Here is a 20175-nt window from a genome sequence, read left to right on the forward strand (position 1 = left end):
GAAACCATGATGCGCCAAATAAACATCGAAAATAAGCGTAAATATCGGCTGATAACCATCATGTAAATAGATGGATAGTGGCGATGTGGATTATGCGATTCATCGCCTAATACACTGATATGCAAGCATTCGCTGGCGATTTTCGGCAGATGCGGCGAACATTGCCTGCTGATTTGATTTTCAACGGAGTGACCGTGGCCCACGAGCAAACCCAGGCCCCCGCCGAACTGACCCCGCCCGCCCAATTACCCTGGTTGCGCCGCCTGGCGGCCCGCCTGCTGGGCCGGGGCTTGACCCGCCTGCAGGCCCAACATCGCGACTCCTGGTTCCTGGGCCACGCCACCGGCCAGCGCAGCGGCCATGCCGATGGCCTGCGCGAAGGGTTCGAGCGCGGGCGAGCGGAAGGCTTTGAGGCCGGGCGCCAGGTCCTGGTGATCCGTGACGCCCGCCCGGATACCGCCACCGTGCCTGGGCAGGACGACAATCTGTTCGACGATTGGCGTCTGCCTTTGAGCGCCGAGCTGAAAAAGCGCTTCAAGGCCGACGTTGCCCAGCGCCTGCCCGCCGAGGCCCAACCCAGTGCTGCGCAGTGGAAGCTGATCTTCAGCGACACACCGTCCACCTGTGTGGTGGCCGGCGCCGGGGCAGGCAAGTCGACCTCGCTGGTGCTGCGCATCTTGCTGTTGCGTCATTACCTGGGCTACGAGCTGGACGCGATGACCGTGGTCACCTTCACCCGCGAGTCGCGCAAGGACTTCATCAAGCGCCTGGTGCAGGTGTTCGCCCTGTGGCAGCTCGACCTGCAACCGGCCAAGGCGCGCGAGCTGGTGCGCACCTTCCATTCACGGATCCTGCCACTGGTGCGCAGCTTGCCGGGTTTCGGCCAGGTGCGCGCGTTCGAGACCCTGGGCAACGAGATGCCGGCCGGCCGCGAAGCAGAGGCTGACAGCAACCCGTTCGACCTGCGCCTGAACGATGCCCAGCGGCAACAGTTGAACCAGTGCTACAGCCAGTTGCTGGGTGAAAGCCCGCGCTTCGCCGAAATCGTCGCCACCTTGCGCCGCGAGGCCCTCCAACTCAAGCCGCTGGACCCGGACCACCCGGACGTGCAAAAGCGGGTGCAGGTTACCCAGCTGGCCGCCCAGCGTGACGAAGAACTGTGCGACGTGATCGAAGACCTGTGGTTCGCTGCTGGCGCCTGGCCGATCAAGGGGATCGAGCCGTGCCGCGAAACGGTCGAGATCCGCGGCAGCCGCTTCCATGTTCACGGCCGCCTGGAAGGCCTCGATGCCTGGGTGGTGCTGGGCTTCGACCCCGCGGAAAGTGCCCAGTACCAACGCCCCGGCGCCAAGCTGGCGGTACGTGCAGAGTGGGCGGTCAAGCGCACCCTGCTGCAGGCGTTCTGCGACAAGCCGCTGATCTGGCTGGACAACTACGCCATGGCCCGGCGCCTGGCCGCATCGCTGGCCGGTGATGCCGTGGCCGGGCCGGGATTCGAGTACAAGGTCAAGGGCGAGTTGGCCCCGGCACCGTTGCTCGACGCCTTTGTCGGTGCCGCCAACTTCATCGAGAACCTTGGCCTTGAAGTGAACCCGGCCGTTGCGGCCATGAGCTTCCCGCCCGGCGATACCGACGCGCTGTTCTTCGAGGCATTGGCGCTGTACTGGAAAGCCCTGGAAGCGCACTTGCTCGACCAGTCGCCACCGGTGATGAGCTACAACCGCATGTTCGCCCTGTTCGGCGAGAACAACCCGGAGAACCTGCAGCTGCTGCCCGACCCGCTGCTGCGGCCACTGGCGCATCTGATGATCGACGAGTTTCAGGACGTTTCGCCGCAGATCGTCAGCTGGCTGCGCGCCTGCCTTGCGGAAATCCGCCGGCGTGGCCCGGCCATGCACATTGGGCGTAATGCTCGGCATTCTTCGCTGATGTGCGTGGGCGATGACTGGCAATCGATCTACGGCTGGCGTGGCAGTTCGCCAAAGTACTTCATGGAGTTCACCAAGGCCTTCCCGTCGCCCGCCAACACCCGGGTGATGCTGGTCGACAACTACCGCTGCCAACAGCAGGTGATTGATGCCGCTGAGCATCTGGTCAGGGGTACGCCGGCGATTGCCGGCAAGAAGGCCCGCGCCAGTGGACCGGCGGCCGAGCTGCCGGGTGCCCCGGTGCGGGTCTTCGACCGTGATGAGGCGGCGCTGGGTGAGACGCTGATCGAGCATTACCAACGCGGCGAGTCGGTGATGATGCTGTACCGCAAGGGCAGCGACAAAGCGCTGATGAACGAGCACCTGCAAAGCGTCCTGCAGGCTGAAGCCCGGCTGCCGGCCGAGCAACGGCGCCTGCGTCAGCTGACCTACCACAGCGCCAAAGGCCTGCAGGCCGATGCGGTGTTCATGCTCGGCGATTGCCACTACCTGACCAGCTCGCCGTACAAGAACCAGGTGTACCGCCAGGCTGGCCTGGGCAAAGCGGGTGATGCGCAGCCATTCGACACGGCGCAGAAGGAAGAGGTGCAGCGCCTGGCCTATGTGGCTGTGACCCGCGCGGTGCGACACTGTTATTGGCACGTTGAGGCTGCCAACGGCGAGGCTGGCTCGATGCCGCGCGCATCGAGCCAGGTGGATGGCCGGCAGGCCTTCTTCGAAGACCTGCGCGGCCAGTGATCACCCGTCCAGGGTTTCCACTTGCCGGGTAAGGCTCAGCAAGAGACCGTCCTCAACCTGTTTCTGTTCGCGCGTCAACGCGTCCATGGCATCCTTGAAAGCCTTCTGCTCTAGCGGTACGCGGCGTAGCATGCCGCGTTCGTCCAAAGGCGAGTCCGGCATGGCGTCGCTCAACACCTGGGTTATGCCGCTGTCAAGCCGGGGAACCGGTTCGTATTGTTCATCCAGGCAATGAAACAGATAGTCGACGCCGGGCCGCCAGAAATCGGTTATGGCTTCGAACTGGCTGGCATATCTGGCTTTCAGATAGTCAACCCAGACCGGTTGCCCGGCCATCCATTGTTGCCGGGCATGAGTATCGGCATCGAGCTTCAGCACGGCAGCGCCTACGTTGTCGATTATCGTCTGGTTGATCCTTGCAGTACTTCGAAAGAGCATGCCGCTGCTGGGCTCGGGAAAATCGAGATGCTCGGCCAAGGACTGACGCAGGGCCAGGCGGACTTCTATGTCGTCGACCAGGCCGGTTTCCAGGTCCACGTCGGGAAAGGCCGCGGGGTAATCCAACACATCGTAGGCTGGCAGCTCATCGTCCATGACATTTTCCTGCAGCGCCTGTTTGCGCAGATTGCGCTTGAGGCTGATGCGATCAGCCAGTTGGTTGACCATTTCCCGGCGATACAACTGGCGATACAAGTCTACCAGCGGTTTGGCGCTGCCCTGTGCCTGGGCAGCTGCCCGATTGGCCAGCAATTCGACCTCCAAAGCGCTGAAGGCCTCGGCGCCAGCATCCCCACAGGTGGGAGGGTAGAGTTTCGCCACTTCCGTCAGGCGCTCTCTCAGCGCAGTGTCTTCGCTGGCTTGCTCCAGCAACGACCATACTCGCGTGCGCAGGCCCTCGGGATCGCTTTGTGCCTCCTTCGAGTCTGTCATGCGTTCGATCACGCCCTGCAGGTCACCGTTTTCATTCTGGTCGAACAGGTCGGCCCATAGCTGATCCTGTCGCATGGATGCCTGGTCGCGCCAGAACCTCTGCCACTCGGGCCTCTCGGGCGGGTGCTCGAAGGCATTTACACCGCTGGCACGCAAACGCCTTGATGATTCCGCCTCGATATTGTTGTAGTTGAACATCCAGTTGCGTTCAGGCAACCGGGCGGCCACATCGCGTGCATACGGGGTGCGGAGTATGGTGGCGAGGTCCTGGATATGGTGGATGCGGTTGAACGACAGATCCAGATAACGCAGCTGATACTGTGGTTGGCTCATCAAGGTGGTGAGGCCGTTGGGCCATGCCAGCAACTCGCTGTTGTTCAAGTCCAGATGGCGGAGTCGAGCCATGAAACTGACGTCGGGTGCGTGTTGCAAAGGGTTGAAGTCCAGGTCCAGCTGTTGCGGGTGGACCATATCCTGGAACCTTGCAGCGAGGCCTTCATCGAGTGTGATGCGGTTGCTGCCCAGCCTCAGGACATCCAGAGGCAGCTTGCAGAGGAATGCCAGTGTGCCTTCATCAAGCGTCAGCCGGTTACGGCGCAGGTTCAACTGGCGCAGGTCGGGCATCGCGGACAGCACCTGCTGTGCCGTGGGTGAAAGGACTTGCAGGGCATTGCTGGTCAGGTCCAGCGTGCGCAACCTGGGCACTGATCGAAGAGCCAGGTACAGCGCCTCTGTATTGATCTGCGGGTTGCCGGTCACTTCCAGTACTTGCAGGTTGGGGAAGCAGGACAGGAACTGTTCACTCAGATCGTGCAGTTCCAGCTCGGTCAGCTTCAGTTCCCGGATATGCGGCATCCGGGCTCTGATTGCGGGCAGATGCGGTAAGCGCATGCGTTCCAGCACGAGCGTCTGCTGATTGCTGCCACCTTCCCGACGCCAGGCTCTTTTCAGTTGCTCGGCACATTGCTGTCGATCGAGACGATCGTCCAGGCCCTGCGCACTCCCGATCCATTCGTTCAGGTCATGTTCAAGGTTGTGCAGCTCTTTCTGCAATTCCCCGATCGCGGAGCCGAGGTTGCCGGTCTCGCTCAACTCGGCCTGCAAGGCCGCAATCTCGCCACTGTCCAAAGTCGGGAAAAGTGAGCGCAGCCGCCGAGCAGCAACGCCTGCACTACGGCTGGCCGCGCCGCGACCGCTGAGCGGGTAGCCGATGCGACCATGGGCCAGGCGCATCGGTGTGCGAAACCCGGGCTTGATCGGTTGTTGGCCAAGCAGCTTGGCACAGCCTGGGCGGTCGGCAAGCGCGATATCCAGCACTTGGGCTTCGCTCGCTTGCGGGTGGGCAGTTTGCAGGGCGTGGCGCAGCAGCTGGCTGTCCGCATTGGCCAGGCTGGGCCGGTACAGGCCCAGCAAGGCGCGGTCAAGGCGGGCGCGGGCTTGCAGGTGGCGGGCTTCTTCTGCCACACGCAAGGGCACGCGGCCGCTCGCCATGCGTTGCCGTTCGCTGCTGCCGGCATGGGCAACCAGCTCTTTCAGTGCGCTGTCGGGCAAGCCGGGAAACTGCCGGCCGAGCGTCTGTTCCGCGGCGCCGGGAGGCGTTTGTTGGCTCTTGAGCATGCTGTCGAAGACGTCGCTGCGGCGTTCCGTCAAACGCTTCGCCAATTGCTCATCCAGAGCGCGTGCGCGTTGCTCCGGGGCACTGCCTGGCAGCAACTGCTGCAAGGCTTGCTCGTCCATCTGCTCGACGACGACGGTGCTCAGGTTACCTGAGTCGAGGTCTTCCCGGCCGATCTCGATGGATAACGCATCGGGCGCGTCATCAGCACCGAAGTAGATGGCATCCCCCCACTTTTCAGGTCCCGTGAACACCTTCAATCGGTAACGCGCTGGCCACCCCGGCATGTTGGTCAGTTCCGGCAGCGCGAAATTCTTGTAGGCCGCCAGTGGCAGGCCGTGGCGCACCCGGGTGATGATGCTCTGGGTTTCGTTATCCAGACGCAGGCGCAGCAAGGTATCGGCCAGCAACGCTGGCGGGCGAGCGCCATTGATCTGGCTGTGGCGCAGGCTGTCTGCATCGCCACCGGCAATGCGCAGGGCCGTGAGTTGTTCCGCAGGTTCAAGGCCGTCGCTGAACTGGCCAAGCCCGTTCAACAGCTTGCTTTCGTCCCATTCGAGCGGGTCGTCATGATCCAGCTGCCAACGTTTGTCACCCAGATAGCGCAATGCCGGGCTATAGGCATCGGGGTTTTGAGGATGGCGGACACGCCATTTACCGTCGGTGCCTTCGAACACTTCGTACAGCTGTTCCTCAAGCAGTACATGGTCTTTGCCACTGATTTCGTAGAGCCCCAGGTCGTTGGGCTGTGCGTCTGCAGGCAGCAGTTCGCCGCTGGCATAAGGCCGCATGTCAGGCTGCCAAAGGCTTTGACGGCCATCTTTCCAGACGCTTTTCAGTGCATCGACAAACCCCGACGCCTTGAGCAGTTTTGCACCGACTGCAAAGCCCCCGATCGTGGCGGCATTGATGGCCAGCGATTCCAGCTGCAGCAACGCTTCATGGGTATCGCCGTCCTCCCAGGCTTCAAAGCCTGTGAACACCGAATCCATGATGTCGTAGGCAAATACGCCGAGCATGACGGCATCCAGCCCAGGCACGAAAAACGCAGCCACATTCAGCAAGGTCTTGCCAGCGTCAAGCCACTGCGCAAGCCGTTCCTTGCGTGCCTTGGCATCGACATCGGCGGTGGGAACCGCAATCGTTCGGGCATCGGCCTTCAGGCGCCGCGTGTGGTTGCGGTAAAGCACCGGCCAGATGGGAAGCGACAACTTGGCGGAGTCGAACTTCACGTTGGGGTTCACAGCGGGCTTGCGCCCAGAAGGGGTTTGTTCGAACAGGGCGTTTTCCAGCTTGCTGGCGAGTTCGGCTTGCCTGTCCTGGTCAGCGAATGCGATCAGGTAGCGGCGAAACGTGCTTTGCAGCAAGCGTTGGCGCAAATGCGCGCCAGCCTTCTGCAACGAGGGGAATTCCCTGAGTGGTTGCGCCTGATCCTGGGGAATGTACAGCATGCAAGGGTTGGCCTGGTCGGAGCGCTCCGGGCCGATCAGCAGGACATCATTCAGCGGGATGCCGAACAGGCTGAAGCGCCAGCAGTGAAGCGTGTCGTCGGCATAGTGCGGTGCAGGGTGGTTATCGCATAGCTGGGTCAGCGCATCGCGCCCCTTCAGCGTCAAAAGGCCTTTGAGGTAGGCAATCATTGCCTGGGTTTTCAGCGCCTGGCGGCTTGCTTCAATCCATCGCTGTTCGATTTCTGCTTGCCGGGACCCCTTGTAAATGGCTTGCAGGTGGTCCTGATAGCGCTGGCCCAGGTCCAGCGCTCGGCATTGATCGATGAACATCTGTGGCGTTAGGCCGCGGGGCATCGTGTTGTTGCCAGGGCCTTGGGTCAGGGTGTCGTAGGGGCCTGCGTCCTCAGACGCCGCAAAATTATGCAGCGCGGCTTCCATCAGGGAGCGTGGTTGCGGCGGCCCGTCGGGTTTGGTGATGAAGGGTTGGGGCTGGTCCAGTGAAATCTCCAGGCCGGGCGGATTTGTTTGCTCAGTGAACACCTTGTAGGGCTGGTGGATGTATTGGGCCTGGTCCACCTCGACATCCAGGCCCAATTGCTGGCTCAGCAACGGTTTGCAGAACTCATGGATCTGCTTGAGACCCTTGAGCGCGCCGCGCAATGCCTTCAGCCCCGTATCGCGATCGTCAATGAGTTGCCGCACAAGCGCCTGGTCGTCCTGGCTGGCTGCCGCGTACCAGCTGTACGGCGTGCCATTTTCATCCAGGTAGTCCTTGCGCAGGGCCTGCACGATGCGGCGAGTATGCTCAGGATGCAGCGTGCGCGCCCAGAGGGGCAGGCTTCGGTCAATCTGGGCTTGATGGTAGGGCGTGGGTGGGGTCGTCATGGTGATGGCACTCCTGTTGAAAGAAGCGTCATTCGGCAGCCTGCGCGGCAGCAGAGGGTGGTAGCTAGATGTGTGCACGGGTCGGTCCTGTGCATGCAAGGGTCGGGGAGAGGCCAGCGCGGGAGGGGGGACTGAGGGAAGGTGGGGAACGGCATGTTGTCAGGGAGAACTCCAATGCATTCGCTGTGCAGTCCCAAGGATCATTTGCTGGACCTCGATGGTATTGAAATTGCGGTACGCACCTGGGGGCCAGAAGACGGCATCCCGGTGCTGGCCTTGCATGGCTGGCTGGACAATGCGGCCTCGTTCGAGCGCCTGGGGCCATTGCTGGAAGGTTGCTTCGTGGTGGCCCCCGACCTGGTCGGCCATGGCCGTTCCGATCACCGCCGCCACGACAGTGGCTATTACCTCTGGGAGCATGCCGAGGACATGCTGGCGGTCACCGACAGCCTGGGCCTGTCCCGGTTTCACGTGCTTGCCCATGGCATGGGCACCGGCATCGCCTCGCTGCTGGCGGCCATGACCAGTGGCATCGCCAGCATGATCTTCCTCGATGGCATCGGCGCGCCGTTCACCGTGGCCGAGGATGATCGTGTACAGCACCTGGCCCGCGCGTATCGGCTGAAGAAGATGGTCCAGCGCAGCCAGTTGCAGGGGTTTGGCGAGCCCCATGGCAGCCGGTTCGACAATCTGGAAACAGCGCTCGAACAACGGCGCAAGCGCCTGGACGGCGAACTGAGTGAGGGTGCCGCGCGCCTGCTGGCCCAGCGCGACCTGCTGCAATTGCCCGACGGTTACTGTTGGCGCCACGACCCACGGCTGGTGCTGCCCGAGCCGATGCCGCTGACCGAACGCGAGGCGTGTCACCTGTTGCGGGAAATCCGCTGCCCGTTGTACCTGATGTTCGGCAGGCAGGGTGCATTCAGCGGCCACGGTTTCGAGCAGCGCCAGGCGGCTTTGCCGGGCCATGCCAAGGTGTCCTGGCACCCCGGTGGGCACCATTTCCATCTCGAGGCGCCGGACCGGGCGCTGGTCGACCAGGTTCTACGCATTCTCGCTCGCCATGAGGGGGGGCTGCTACAGCGCCTGGTGAACGAATAGCGGGCTATGGGACTTCGTGGCGGCGCAAGTGCAGCGGTTTCTGGGGCGAGGGTATCTGGCGATGCTGGCAAGTGGATATTGCCGCAAAGCCGATTATGCTTCAGTTACCTTGCTGCGATCCGAGGCGGCTGACCTCGTCGTGCTTCGCGCAACCATTGTAGCCCTTGGGCCTGGGTGCGACGGTTAAAGGGAAGTGAGGTACTCCGGCCTGCGATAACGACAAGACGGAGGCAACCCATGGCGGTTCTCGACAGCGCTTCCACGGGCAGTAGCGCGCCCCAACGGGGCATCACCAAGGAGGAGCGCAAGGTCATCTTCGCCTCCTCGCTGGGCACCGTGTTCGAATGGTACGACTTCTACCTGTACGGCTCGCTGGCAGCGATCATCGCCAAGCACTTCTTCGCCGGCGTCAATGAAACAACCTCGTTCATCTTTGCCTTGCTGGCCTTTGCCGCGGGTTTTGCCGTGCGGCCGTTTGGCGCCATCGTGTTCGGCCGCCTGGGCGACATGATCGGGCGCAAGTACACCTTTCTCATCACCATCGTCATCATGGGCCTGTCTACCGCAGTGGTGGGGTTGCTGCCCAGCTATGCGGCGATTGGCGTGGCGGCTCCGGTCATCCTGATCACGTTGCGCCTGCTTCAAGGGTTGGCGCTGGGAGGCGAGTATGGTGGTGCAGCCACCTATGTGGCCGAGCATGCGCCCAAAGGCCGGCGTGGCTTCTTCACGGCGTGGATCCAGACCACCGCCACGCTGGGCTTATTCCTGTCGTTGCTGGTGATCCTGGCCTGCCGCACCGTCATGGGTACCGAAGTGTTCGAGGCCTGGGGCTGGCGAGTGCCGTTCCTGCTGTCGATCGTGCTGCTGGCGATTTCGGTGTATATCCGCATGCAGCTCAACGAGTCGCCGGTGTTCATGAAGATGAAGGCCGAGGGCAAGGCGTCCAAGGCGCCGCTGACCGAGTCGTTCGCCCGCTGGGACAACCTCAGGGTGGTGATCATGTCGCTGCTGGGCGGCACGGCCGGGCAGGCGGTGGTGTGGTACACCGGGCAGTTCTATGCGCTGTTCTTCCTGCTGCAGATGCTCAAGATCGACCCGCAGACCGCCAACCTGTTGATCGCCGGGTCCTTGCTGATCGGCACGCCGTTCTTCATTTTCTTCGGCAGCCTGTCGGACCGCATCGGCCGCAAGAAGATCGTCATGGCCGGCTGCATCATCGCTGCGCTGACCTACTTCCCGATCTTCAAGGCGCTGACCGAGTACGGCAACCCGGACGTGTTCGTCGCCCAGGAGCAGAACCCGGTGGTGGTGGTCGCCGACCCTGGCCAGTGCGCGTTCCAGTTCGACCCGGTGGGCAAGGCCAAATTCACCAGCTCGTGTGACATTGCCAAGAGCCTCCTGGCCAAGCGCGCGATCCCCTACACCAACCAGGCAGCCGAACCTGGCAGCGTGGCGCAGGTTCGTATCGGTGAGCGGGTGATTCCGAGCTTCGATGGCAGCAGCTTGGCGGCTGCTGACTTCAAGACCCAGGGCGATGCCTTCACCGCGACCATGGCCGGGGCCTTGAAGGAGGCGGGTTACCCGGAAAAGGCCGACCCGGCGAAGATCCATTACCCGATGGTGCTGTTGCTGCTGACCCTGCTGGTGATCTACGTGACCATGGTCTACGGGCCGATCGCCGCCTGGCTGGTTGAATTGTTCCCGGCGCGCATCCGCTACACCTCGATGTCGCTGCCGTACCACATCGGTAACGGCTGGTTCGGTGGTTTCCTGCCGACAGTGGCGTTCGCCATGGTGGCGGCGACCGGGGACATCTACTACGGGCTGTGGTACCCCATCGTGATTGCGGTGATGACGGCGGTGTTGGGGATCTTGTTCCTGCCAGAGACCAAGGACCGGGATATCTCATAGGCAGGTCCGGCCTGTTCGCGGCTGAAGCCGCTCCCACAGGTGCAGTGCAGGGCCTGTGGGGGCGGTACAGGTACCCATCAATCGAAATAGCCACGCAGGGTGAAGGCATACCCGGTATCCACCGCCTTGGCCTCACCCCGGCTCCAGCGTTTGGTCAACACGAACTCGAACGCCGGTTCGTACAACCCGTCCCTGATCAGCGCCCCCGCCAGCACCTCGACGTCATACCAGCCGTTTTCCAGCTCGATCATCGGCCGCCCCGGCACCTGATAACGGGCTAGCAGGTCACCCAGCGTCTTCGGGGTGAAGTGCTGCAGGATGCGCCAGGTGTACAGCATCAGCGCACGGTTCTCCACGTGCAGCACATAGCCGTTGCGCCGGTGCTTGAGACGGCTGCCGGGTTCGAGCAGGGCGGGTGGATAGCCATCGAGGGTGAACAGGATGTGATAGGGCAGGTTGTCGACGCCTGCCAGGGGTATCACCACGCCTTCGGCCACGGCTTTGTCGCCACTGTCGTTGCTGGTGAATTCACGGGCCAGGTCATCGGACAGGTGATTTTCTTCTTTGAAACGATCGAGCAGCTGGATATCGCCCAGCAGGAAATAGTCGACCAGGTCGTTGAGCACTTCGCTGAATTCGTGGCGCATCTGTTTTCCTTGTTGTGGCGCACGGGACACAGCTGCAATGTAGCCAATGGCAGCATTGGCTGCCATGGGCGCCGCTCAGTGTTTTTGAGCGATCTGAATCAGGTTGCCGCAGGTATCGTCGAACACCGCGACAGTGACCGGGCCCAGGTTGGTGGGCGCCTGGATGAACGTCACGCCAGCTTTGCACAACCGGGTGTACTCGGCCTGGATGTCGCGCACGCCGAAGGAGGTGGCCGCAATGCCGTCCTGTTTCAGCGCTTGCTTGTAGGCCTTGGCGGCAGGGTGCGCATCGGGCTCCAGCAGTAGCTCGACACCATTCGGGTCGTTGGGTGAAGTCAGCGTCAGCCAGCGATGCTGGCCCATGGGGATGTCGTGCCTGGGCTCGAAGCCCAGTACGTAGTGGTAGAAAGCCAGGGCCTTGGCCTGGTCGTCGACGAGGATGCTGGTGACAACGATCTTCATAGGCGTACACCGTACCTGCGGGTCGTTACCTAGCAGTAAAGACGGCTCTGGCTCAATTCACCAGCGAGGCCTGGCCCGGCTCCTTTACGTTGCTGCATTTCCAGATGGGGGCATAGGTTGCTCGGCGATAGCCTTGGCGAGCAACCCCATCTCAGCAAGGAGTGATGCACATGAAGTTCAGGGCCATGGTTGTACTTCTGCTCGCTGCGGGCCTCGCGCAAGCACAACAGCAGTTGAATACCAGTGACGGCGGCAGCCAGATCGACGATTTGAAAACATTCCAGGCGGATGCCGTCGATGGCAGGGATGCTGATGCGATGGAAAAACTATCCCGAAAGAAACGCGGCGTTGCCCCGGTAGTAGGAATGCCGTGCGAGCACGGGTACAGGTTGATTGGCGATGATTGTGTAGTCGCCGACATCCCCTTCGAGTGACGACGATCGAAAATAGGGTTATGGGCCTCGGCACGTTGGTGTGCAGTTCTGCGACTACAGCAGTGTGTTGACTGAAATGTCCCAGTCACCGGGAAGCCGGCGACTGGGACTTTGCTGCTTACAGCCAGCCCTTGATCTGCCGCGCCACCGCCTCGGTGGAGATGCCATAGCGGTCATGCAAGGTCGGCAACGCCCCGGCATCGAGGAACGCGTCCGGCAGGGCGATCTGGCGGAAGGTCGGGGTCACGCCATTGCGCAGCAGCACGCCGGCCACCGCTTCACCCAGCCCGCCGATGATCGAGTGGTTCTCCGCCGTCACCACCAGCCGCCCCGGCTTGCGGGCCTCGGCCAGGATCGTCGCTTCGTCCAGCGGCTTGATGGTCGGCACATGCAGCACCGACACATCCACGCCATCCTTGTGCAGCTGTTCGGCGGCCTCCAGAGCGCGCATGGTCATCAGCCCGCTGGCAATCACCAGCACGTCATGGCCACCGCGTACCACCTGGGCCTTGCCCAGCTGGAAGCGGTAGTCGTAGCGGTCCAGCACCAAGGGCACGTTGCCGCGCAGCAGGCGCATGTACACCGGGCCCTGATGGGCGGCGATGGCCGGTACCGCCTGTTCGATCTCCAGGGCGTCGCAAGGGTCGATCACCATCAGGTTGGGCATGGCGCGCATGATCGCCAGGTCGTCGGTGGCCTGGTGGCTGGGGCCATAACCAGTGGTCAGACCGGGCAGTGCGCAGACGATCTTGACGTTGAGGTTTTCTTCGGCAATGGCCATGCAGATGAAGTCGTAGGCGCGCCGCGAGGCAAACACCGCATAGGTGGTGGCGAACGGGGTGAAGCCTTCGCGGGCCATACCGGCTGCGGCGCTCATCAGCAGCTGTTCGGCCATGCCCATCTGGTAGAAGCGCTCCGGGTGGGCTTTGGCGAATATATGCAGGTCAGTGTATTTGGACAGGTCGGCGCTCAGCCCGACGATGTCGTGGCGCTGCTCGGCCAGCCTGGCGAGGGCATGGCCGAACGGCGCAGGGCGAGTCGGTTGGCCTTCGGCGGCAATCGAGGCGATCATCGCCGAGGTGGTAAGGCGTTTTGCTGCTACGGTCGGGTTGTTCATGCGCGGCTCCCGGCGTCCAGTGCTTGCAGGGCGAGGTCCCATTCGTGTTCGTCGACACGGATGAAGTGAGTCTTGTCGCGGTTTTCGAGGAAGGGCACGCCTTTGCCCATGCGCGTGTCGCAGACGATCACCCGCGGTTGCGCGCCGGTATGGGCGCGGGCCAGGTCGAACGCCTTGACCAGGGCGTCGAGGTCATTGCCGTCGACCCGTTGCACGAACCAACCGAAGGCCTGCCAGCGGTCGACGATGGGTTCGAAGGCGAGGATTTCACTGGAATGGCCGTCGGCCTGCTGGTTGTTGACGTCGATGATGGCGATCAGGTTGTCCAGCTGCCAGTGGCTGGCGGACATCGCCGCTTCCCAGGTCGAGCCTTCGTTCAGTTCGCCATCGGACAGCAGGTTATAGACCCAGCTGGTCGAACCCTTGCGCTTGAGGCCCAGGCAGGCGCCCACGGCAATGCCCAGGCCATGGCCGAGCGAGCCGCCGGTGATTTCCATGCCGGGGGTATAGGCGGCCATACCGGACATCGGCAGGCGGCTGTCGTCGCATCCATAGCTTTCTAGTTCATCCGCGGCGATTACCCCGGCTTCGATCAGCGCGGCGTACAGGGCGATGGCGTAGTGGCCGATGGACAGGTAGAAACGGTCGCGCTGTTCCCACTCGGGGTTGGCCGGGTCCAGGCGCAGGGCGTGGCAGTAGGCCACGGCCAGCAAGTCGGCGGCCCCAAGGGCTTGGCCGATATAGCCCTGGCCCTGGACCTGGCCCATGCGCAGGGCGTTACGGCGGATGTTGTAGGCGCGCGCAGCCAGAGGCCGCGCACCCGGGGTAGCGGGTACGGCATTCATGGGGTAGCTCCTTACGAGGGAAATTAACGGTTGACCAGGCTCGCCGGCACGCGGAACACCAGTGCTGCACCGACGATCAGCACGGCGGTGATCAGGTACATGCCGATGGCGTTGTTACCGAGGGTGCTGGTGACCCAGCCGATCAGGAAGGGTGAGCAGAACCCGGCCAGGTTGGCGAAGCTGTTGACTGCGGCGATGCCGGCGGCGGCCGACACCCCCCCAAGCAGCGTGGTCGGCAGCATCCAGAACAGCGACGAGGCCGAGAGGATGCCGGACGCCGCCAGGCACAGGCTGAGGATCGACAGGCTCAGGTGGCTGGCGAACGCTGCCGCCAGGGTCAGGCCCAGGGCCCCGGCCAGCATCGGGATCGCCAGGTGCCAGCGCCGTTCGCGGTGGCGGTCACCGCTGCGCCCGGCCAGCAGCATGGCGCCGATGGCGCAGAGGTAGGGCAGGCTGGTCAGCAAGCCGATGTGCAGCGGGTCGGCGACGCCGGCATTGCGCACCAGGGTCGGCAACCAGAAGGTGATCGCGTACTGGCCCATGACCACGCAGAAGTAGATGCCGGCCAGCAGCCACAGGCGGCGGTCGCGGATGAAGTCGGCCACCGAGCCATGCTGCACCTTGTGCTGCTCGTCCTCGGCCAGCTCCTTGCGCAGCAGGGCCTTTTCCTCGTCGTTGAGCCAGTGCGCCTGGTGCACGCCATCCTTGAGGTAACTGAGCACCAGGATGCCTACCAGCACGGTCGGCACCGCCTCGAGCACGAACATCCACTGCCAGCCGGCCCAGCCGTGCATGCCGGCGAAACGCTCCATGATCCAGCCCGACAGTGGCCCGCCGACCATGCCCGAGAGCGGGATGGCGATGAACCACAGGGCGGTCATCTTCGCCCGCCGGTACGACGGGAACCAGTAGGTCAGGTACAGCAGCAGGCCGGGTGCCAGCCCTGCTTCGGCGACGCCGAGGAAGAAGCGCAGCACATATAACTGCCAGGCTGTCTCGACGAAGGCGAACAGCGCCGAAATCAGGCCCCAGGTAATCATGATGCGGGCGATCCAGCGCCGTGCGCCGACCTTGTGCAGGATGATGTTGCTCGGCACTTCGCAGATGAAGTAGCCGATGAAGAACATCCCGGCGCCCAGGCCGTAGACCGCTTCGGACAGGGCCAGGTCATCCATCATCTGCAGCTTGGCGAAGCCGACGTTGACCCGGTCGAGATAGGCGCACAGGTAGCACAGCATGAGAAAGGGCATAAGCCGCCAGGCCGTCTTGCGATAGGCATTGCTGCGCGCGGCCGTGGCCGCGTCGAGGGTTAGGGTGGTCATGTCGATCTGATCTCTTGTTGTTATCGATTGCCCTGCCGTGGCGAGGCTCAGATGCGATACAGAGTGCGTGGGGGCCTCAGTGAATCAGCATGCCCCCGTTGACGTCCAGCGTGATGCCGGTGAGATAGCTGGAAAGGTCGCTGGCCAGGAACAGGGCGGCGTTGGCCACGTCGCGGGCCTCGCCCAAGCGGCCCAGGGGGATACCGTCGATGATGGCGTGGCGGCGCTCGTCCTGCATCAGGCCGCCGGTGATGTCGGTATGGATCAGGCCGGGCGTGATGGCGTTGACCCGCACATTGTCCGGCCCCAGTTCGCGGGCCATGGCCTTGCCCAGCCCCAGCACGGCGGCCTTTGCGGCGCTGTAGTGCGGGCCGCCGAAGATGCCGCCGCCACGCTGCGCCGACACTGACGACATGCAGACGATACTGCCTGAGCGCTGGGCACGCATGGACGGGATCACGGCCTGGGACATCAGCAGCGTGCCGCGCAAATTTACGTCGAGGATGCGGTCATAGTCCTTGCCGGTGATGTCCAGGGTTTTCACCGGTTGGGTGATACCCGCGTTGTTGACCAGCACATCGATGCGACCGAAATGCGCCAGGACCTCGGCCACCGCATCACGCACCTGGGCTTCGTCGGCGACGTTGGCGGCCAGACCCAGGTGGCCATCGCCCAGCTGCGCGGCGGCGTCGCGGGCGGCTTGCAGGTCGAGGTCGAGGATGGCCACCTTGGCGCCGTGGGCGGCAAAGGCCTGGGCGGTGGCGCGGCCGATACCGCGGGCAGAGGCGGCGCCGGTGACGATTGCGATTTTACCTTCGAGCAGCATGGGTGTACTCCGGATGTTTGTTGTTGTGGGCACAGCTTGGTATCCGGACGAGGGCTGGGCAACGCAGTGCGCTTCAGCCTATGCTGAAAAAAATTCAGCACAGGGCAGGGCGTGATCGCGTTCGAGGCCCGTGACACCCAAGGAATACGATGAATCACGATCCGGGCAAGAAGCCCTTGCAACTGCCGCCGCTGAAAGCGATTCAGGCCTTCGAACAGGCCGCACGGTTTGGTAACGTCGCGCGCGCCGCTGAGCAGCTCAACTTGACCCCTTCGGCGGTCAGCCACCAGATCGCCAACCTGGAGGCACTGATCGGCCGGCCGTTGTTCCTGCGCACGGCCAAGGGGGTGACCTTGACGGCGGCGGGGGATCAGTACCTGCGCGAGGTTTCCGGCATCTTGCAAAGCCTGGCCACCGCCACCGAGCGGGCCGGTAGCGCGGTCGGCTTCGACTGCCTGCGCCTGCATTCGGCGCCGAGCTTCGGCCTGCTCTGGCTGTTGCCGCGGCTGGAGCAGTTTCGCGCCAGCCACCCGGATATCCAGATCAACCTGTCGTGCTCCTATGAATCGCTGCACTTTGGCCGCCACCAGATCGACGTCGATATCCGCCATGGCTACCCCAACTGGCCGAGCCTGGAGGTACGCACCATCCGCCATGAGCGCGCCACGGTGCTGGCGTCGCCGGCGCTGCTGGCACGCCAGCCGATTGACCAGCCAGCCGACTTGCTGGGGCAGAACCTGATCCTCTCCGAGTCGGCGCTGGTGCAATGGCCGTTGTGGTTCGCCCAGCAGGGCGTATCGCTGCCACAGGCACCGTTTGCCTTGAGCTTCGACCGCTCGTACATGAGCCTGGAGGCAGCCAGCCATGGCTACGGGTTCATTCTGGAAAGTTCGCTGCTGGCGCAGGACTATGTGGCGCGTGGGCAACTGGTACCGGTGTTCGGCGCCGAGCAGGCAAGCCCGGTCAGTGCCCATCACCTGGTGTTTCCGCGGGGGCATGCCGAGCTGCCGCGGGTGAGGCGGTTTCTGGCATGGATGCAGGGGCAGTTGGGGCATGATTTCAGTTATTGATTGCCCGTACCGGCAACATACGAAAACTATGTTCAAGCCTTAGGCAAATCCTTCATCACCGGCAGCCCGCTGAATCAGGCCACAAGGTAAAGTGACAGGAAAATTCCAAGGCGCCCGCGAACGGCGCCACCGAGGTGCCTGTGGCTTCCTACACCCTGCGACAACTGAAGTATTTCGTCACCACCGTCGAGGCCGGCAGCGTTGCCGAGGCCTCGCGCCAGCTGTACATCGCCCAGCCATCGATCTCTACGGCGATCAAGAGCCTGGAAGAAAGCTTCGGTGTGCAGCTGTTCATCCGCCACCACGCCCAGGGCGTGTCGCTGACCCCCAGTGGCAAGCGCTTCTATGCCAAGACCAAGTCATTGCTGCAGATGGCCCATGAGTTCGAGCAGAACGCCCTGGCCGACAACGACACGGTGGCCGGGCAGATCGACATCGGCTGCTTTGAAACCGTAGCGCCGCTGTACCTGCCGCGGCTGATCGCCGGCTTCCGCGAACGCTATCCGGGCGTGGACATTCGCTTGCGCGATGGCGAGCAGCAGGACCTGATCCAGGGCCTGACTGCCGGCACCTTCGACCTCGCCTTTCTCTACGACCACGACCTGGACGGCACCATCGAGGCCGAACCGTTGATGCCGCCGCAGAAGCCTTATGTGCTGTTGCCCGAGAAGCACCGCTTCGCCGGCCAGGCGCAGGTTTCGCTGCGTGATCTGTGCCCTGAGCCGATGATCTTGCTGGACGTGGCGCCAAGCCGGACCTACTTCGTCAGCCTGTTCAATGAAATGGGCCTGACGCCGAACATCGTCTTCAGTTCGCCGTCGATCGAGATGGTGCGCGGGATGGTGGGGCAGGGCTTCGGCTTTTCGCTGCTGGTGACCCGGCCGCATTCGGAATGCACCTACGACGGGCAGAAGCTGGTGATGATCGACATCGCCGAGCCGGTGGCGTTGTCGGGGCTGGCGGCTGCGCACCTGAAGCGGGTGCAACTGACCAAGCCCGCGCAGTTGTTCGTCGAGTTCTGCCGCGAAGAACTGGCCAGGTTCTGAAAAAGCGTCGCGGGTAAAACCGCTCCCACAGGTTCAGCGCAGGCCTGTAGGAGCGGGTTTACCCGCGAAAGGGGCGCAGCGCGCCCCCAGCTATCTCAAACGGATCACTGCTGATCCGGCACCACTGCAATCACGTCGATTTCCATCAGCCACTCGGCTTGGGCCAAGCCGGCCACCACCAGCCCGGTGGAGATCGGGAACACTCCCTTGAGCCACTTGCCGACTTCCCTGTACACCGGCTCACGGAAGCGGGGGTCAGTGATGTAGGTGGTGGTCTTGACGATGTGCGAGAGGTCGGAGCCGGCTTCTTCGAGCAGCTGCTTGACGTTCTTCATCGCCTGCTCGGCCTGTGCCCGCGGGTCACCCAGGCCCACCAGTTTGCCTTCGAAATCGGTACCAACCTGGCCGCGCACATAGATCGTGTTACCGGCCCGCACCGCCTGGCACAGGTCGTTGTCCAGGGTCTGGTTGGGGTAGGTTTCCTTGGTGTTGAACATGCGGATGCGAGTATGGGTAGGCATCAGTGGGCTCCAAAGGTGCTGACGTTGCTGATCGGGTTTGCTTGTTCATCCGCTTTGCGCTGCTCGCGGTCGCGGTAGGCCAGGTAGGTGCGTTGCGTGGCGATGTGGCCGGCGACGTGCTTGGCGTCATGCCAAACGCCCCAGATGAACGACGAGCCGCGGCGCGACAGCCAGGGCAGGCCGAGGAAGTACACGCCCGGCTCGCGGGCTACGCCACGCTGGTGCTGGGGCTTGCCGTTGGCGTCGAAGGTGTCGACCTGCAACCAGCTGAAGTCCACGCCGTAGCCGGTGGCCCAGATGATGCTGGTGACGCCGGCCTGGGCCAGGTCCAGTTGCTGCAGCGGGTTGACCATGCAGTCGGGGTCGGCCAGGCGCTTGCGCGCTTCGGGTTCTTCCGGCAGGTCCAGGCCGTTGCGCTCGATGTAGGCATCGGCGGCATCCAGCAAGGCCAGGTAGTTCTCGTCGCCGCGGTTGATGTTGTCGACCAGGTTGTCCTGGAAGTGGGCTACGCCGTTTTCGAACGACTGGGTCAGGCCGACCAGGGTCATGCCCTGGTGGGCGAGGGCGCGGAAGTCCACGGTGTGGCCGCCACGGGCGCCGCTGACGGCGATGGTCACATGCTCGCGGCCCGGCTTGGCGATTTCCGCGTCCCATTCGCCGAGCACGCCCAGCCACCAGCAGAAGTCGCGGTTGCGGTAGGATCGCGGCGGGCGGTCGTGGGCACCGACCGACAGGTACACCTGGCGCCCGGCACGCATCAGCTCTTCGGCAATCTGCACGCCGGAGGAACCAGCGCCCACCACCAGCACGGCGCCGTCAGGCAGCTGCTCGGGGTTGTAGTAGGCGGCGGAGTGGATCTGGTGCAGGTTGGGATCTTTCGGCGCGATCGCCGGGATCACCGGTTTCTGGAACGGGCCGGTGGCAGCTACCACGCGGTTGGCGCGGATCACGCCTTCGTTGGTCTCGATGGTGAAGCCAGGGCGGTCGGCGTTGCGTACCACCTTCTTGACTTCGATGCCGGTGCGTACCGGCAGGTTGTACTTGCGTACGTACTGCTCGAAGTAGTCGGCGACCTGGTCCTTGCCGGCGAAGGCATCGGCGTCGAGGCTGAATTCCAGCCCAGGGAAGCGGTCGTGCCAGACCGGGCCGTTGGCTACCAGGGAATCCCAGCGGCCGGTGCGCCAGGCCTCGGCAATGCGCTTGCGCTCCAGCACCAGGTGCGGCACGCCAAGCTTGCTCAAGTGTTCACTCATTGCAACGCCGGCCTGGCCGGCGCCCACCACGAGGGTGTCGATTTCGATGTTGTTCAGTGTCATGTCCGAGCCC

General features: G+C 63.3%; 15 protein-coding genes. 6 read left to right on the top strand and 9 right to left on the bottom strand.

Translation table 11 applies throughout. The features are described 5' to 3' along the window. Positions 1 to 161 precede the first annotated feature (161 nt). The gene (locus HU738_RS12495; RefSeq protein WP_186602679.1) at positions 162 to 2666 is read left to right on the top strand and encodes a UvrD-helicase domain-containing protein; all 2505 of its coding nucleotides are present in this window, start codon (positions 162 to 164) and stop codon (positions 2664 to 2666) included. Here the strand turns inward: HU738_RS12495 and HU738_RS12500 are convergent, their stop codons facing one another. Further along, the gene (locus HU738_RS12500) at positions 2667 to 7547 is read right to left on the bottom strand and encodes an NEL-type E3 ubiquitin ligase domain-containing protein (protein WP_189660591.1); all 4881 of its coding nucleotides are present in this window, start codon (positions 7545 to 7547) and stop codon (positions 2667 to 2669) included. It abuts the gene before it with no gap. Between the two features lie 174 nt (positions 7548 to 7721). Here HU738_RS12500 and HU738_RS12505 point away from each other — a divergent pair, with 174 nt between their 5' ends. Together HU738_RS12505 and HU738_RS12510 are read left to right on the top strand one after the other, a co-directional pair. Beyond that, complete coding sequence (locus HU738_RS12505; protein WP_186602677.1) at positions 7722 to 8648, top strand: alpha/beta fold hydrolase; 927 nt, start codon at positions 7722 to 7724, stop codon at positions 8646 to 8648. A 237-nt stretch (positions 8649 to 8885) separates the two neighbouring features. Continuing rightward, a complete protein-coding gene (locus tag HU738_RS12510; protein WP_186602675.1) occupies positions 8886 to 10559 on the top strand; it encodes an MFS transporter in 1674 nt (557 codons plus the stop codon). A 77-nt stretch (positions 10560 to 10636) separates the two neighbouring features. On the opposite strand, the gene HU738_RS12515 is transcribed toward HU738_RS12510, so the two are convergent. Together HU738_RS12515 and HU738_RS12520 are read right to left on the bottom strand one after the other, a co-directional pair. Further along, positions 10637 to 11206, bottom strand: coding sequence for a hypothetical protein (locus HU738_RS12515; RefSeq protein ID WP_176506704.1), 570 nt, complete (start codon positions 11204 to 11206; stop codon positions 10637 to 10639). Positions 11207 to 11281: 75 nt separating this feature from the next. Next, positions 11282 to 11668, bottom strand: coding sequence for a VOC family protein (locus HU738_RS12520; protein WP_186602673.1), 387 nt, complete (start codon positions 11666 to 11668; stop codon positions 11282 to 11284). A 170-nt stretch (positions 11669 to 11838) separates the two neighbouring features. Between HU738_RS12520 and HU738_RS12525 the strand changes: the two genes are divergently transcribed. Next, a complete protein-coding gene (locus tag HU738_RS12525; protein ID WP_186602672.1) occupies positions 11839 to 12102 on the top strand; it encodes a hypothetical protein in 264 nt (87 codons plus the stop codon). A gap of 118 nt (positions 12103 to 12220) precedes the next feature. Here the strand turns inward: HU738_RS12525 and HU738_RS12530 are convergent, their stop codons facing one another. The 4 genes from HU738_RS12530 to HU738_RS12545 form a co-directional block, all read right to left on the bottom strand. Further along, the gene (locus HU738_RS12530) at positions 12221 to 13219 is read right to left on the bottom strand and encodes a transketolase family protein (RefSeq protein WP_186602670.1); all 999 of its coding nucleotides are present in this window, start codon (positions 13217 to 13219) and stop codon (positions 12221 to 12223) included. Further along, positions 13216 to 14064, bottom strand: coding sequence for a transketolase (locus HU738_RS12535; RefSeq protein ID WP_186602668.1), 849 nt, complete (start codon positions 14062 to 14064; stop codon positions 13216 to 13218). Before HU738_RS12535 ends, HU738_RS12530 begins: the two co-directional genes overlap by 4 nt. Before the next feature lie 23 nt (positions 14065 to 14087). After that, entirely contained in the window at positions 14088 to 15386 is a 1299-nt protein-coding gene (locus HU738_RS12540; protein WP_186602666.1) for an MFS transporter, read from the bottom strand. A 76-nt stretch (positions 15387 to 15462) separates the two neighbouring features. Beyond that, a complete protein-coding gene (locus HU738_RS12545; protein ID WP_176506698.1) occupies positions 15463 to 16212 on the bottom strand; it encodes an SDR family NAD(P)-dependent oxidoreductase in 750 nt (249 codons plus the stop codon). A 149-nt stretch (positions 16213 to 16361) separates the two neighbouring features. On the opposite strand from HU738_RS12545, the gene HU738_RS12550 reads away from it, so the two are divergent. Continuing rightward, positions 16362 to 17282 (top strand): LysR substrate-binding domain-containing protein, encoded by a 921-nt coding sequence (locus HU738_RS12550; RefSeq protein WP_176506697.1) that lies wholly within the window; start codon positions 16362 to 16364, stop codon positions 17280 to 17282. A gap of 140 nt (positions 17283 to 17422) precedes the next feature. After that, positions 17423 to 18328 (top strand): LysR family transcriptional regulator, encoded by a 906-nt coding sequence (locus tag HU738_RS12555; protein ID WP_176506696.1) that lies wholly within the window; start codon positions 17423 to 17425, stop codon positions 18326 to 18328. Positions 18329 to 18432: 104 nt separating this feature from the next. Here the strand turns inward: HU738_RS12555 and HU738_RS12560 are convergent, their stop codons facing one another. Together HU738_RS12560 and HU738_RS12565 are read right to left on the bottom strand one after the other, a co-directional pair. Next, the gene (locus HU738_RS12560) at positions 18433 to 18849 is read right to left on the bottom strand and encodes a RidA family protein (RefSeq protein ID WP_186602665.1); all 417 of its coding nucleotides are present in this window, start codon (positions 18847 to 18849) and stop codon (positions 18433 to 18435) included. After that, positions 18849 to 20165, bottom strand: coding sequence for a flavin-containing monooxygenase (locus HU738_RS12565; protein WP_186602663.1), 1317 nt, complete (start codon positions 20163 to 20165; stop codon positions 18849 to 18851). Before HU738_RS12565 ends, HU738_RS12560 begins: the two co-directional genes overlap by 1 nt. Positions 20166 to 20175 lie beyond the last annotated feature (10 nt).

It is taken from the genome of Pseudomonas vlassakiae (genome assembly GCF_014269035.2).
Lineage (GTDB): Bacteria > Pseudomonadota > Gammaproteobacteria > Pseudomonadales > Pseudomonadaceae > Aquipseudomonas > Aquipseudomonas vlassakiae.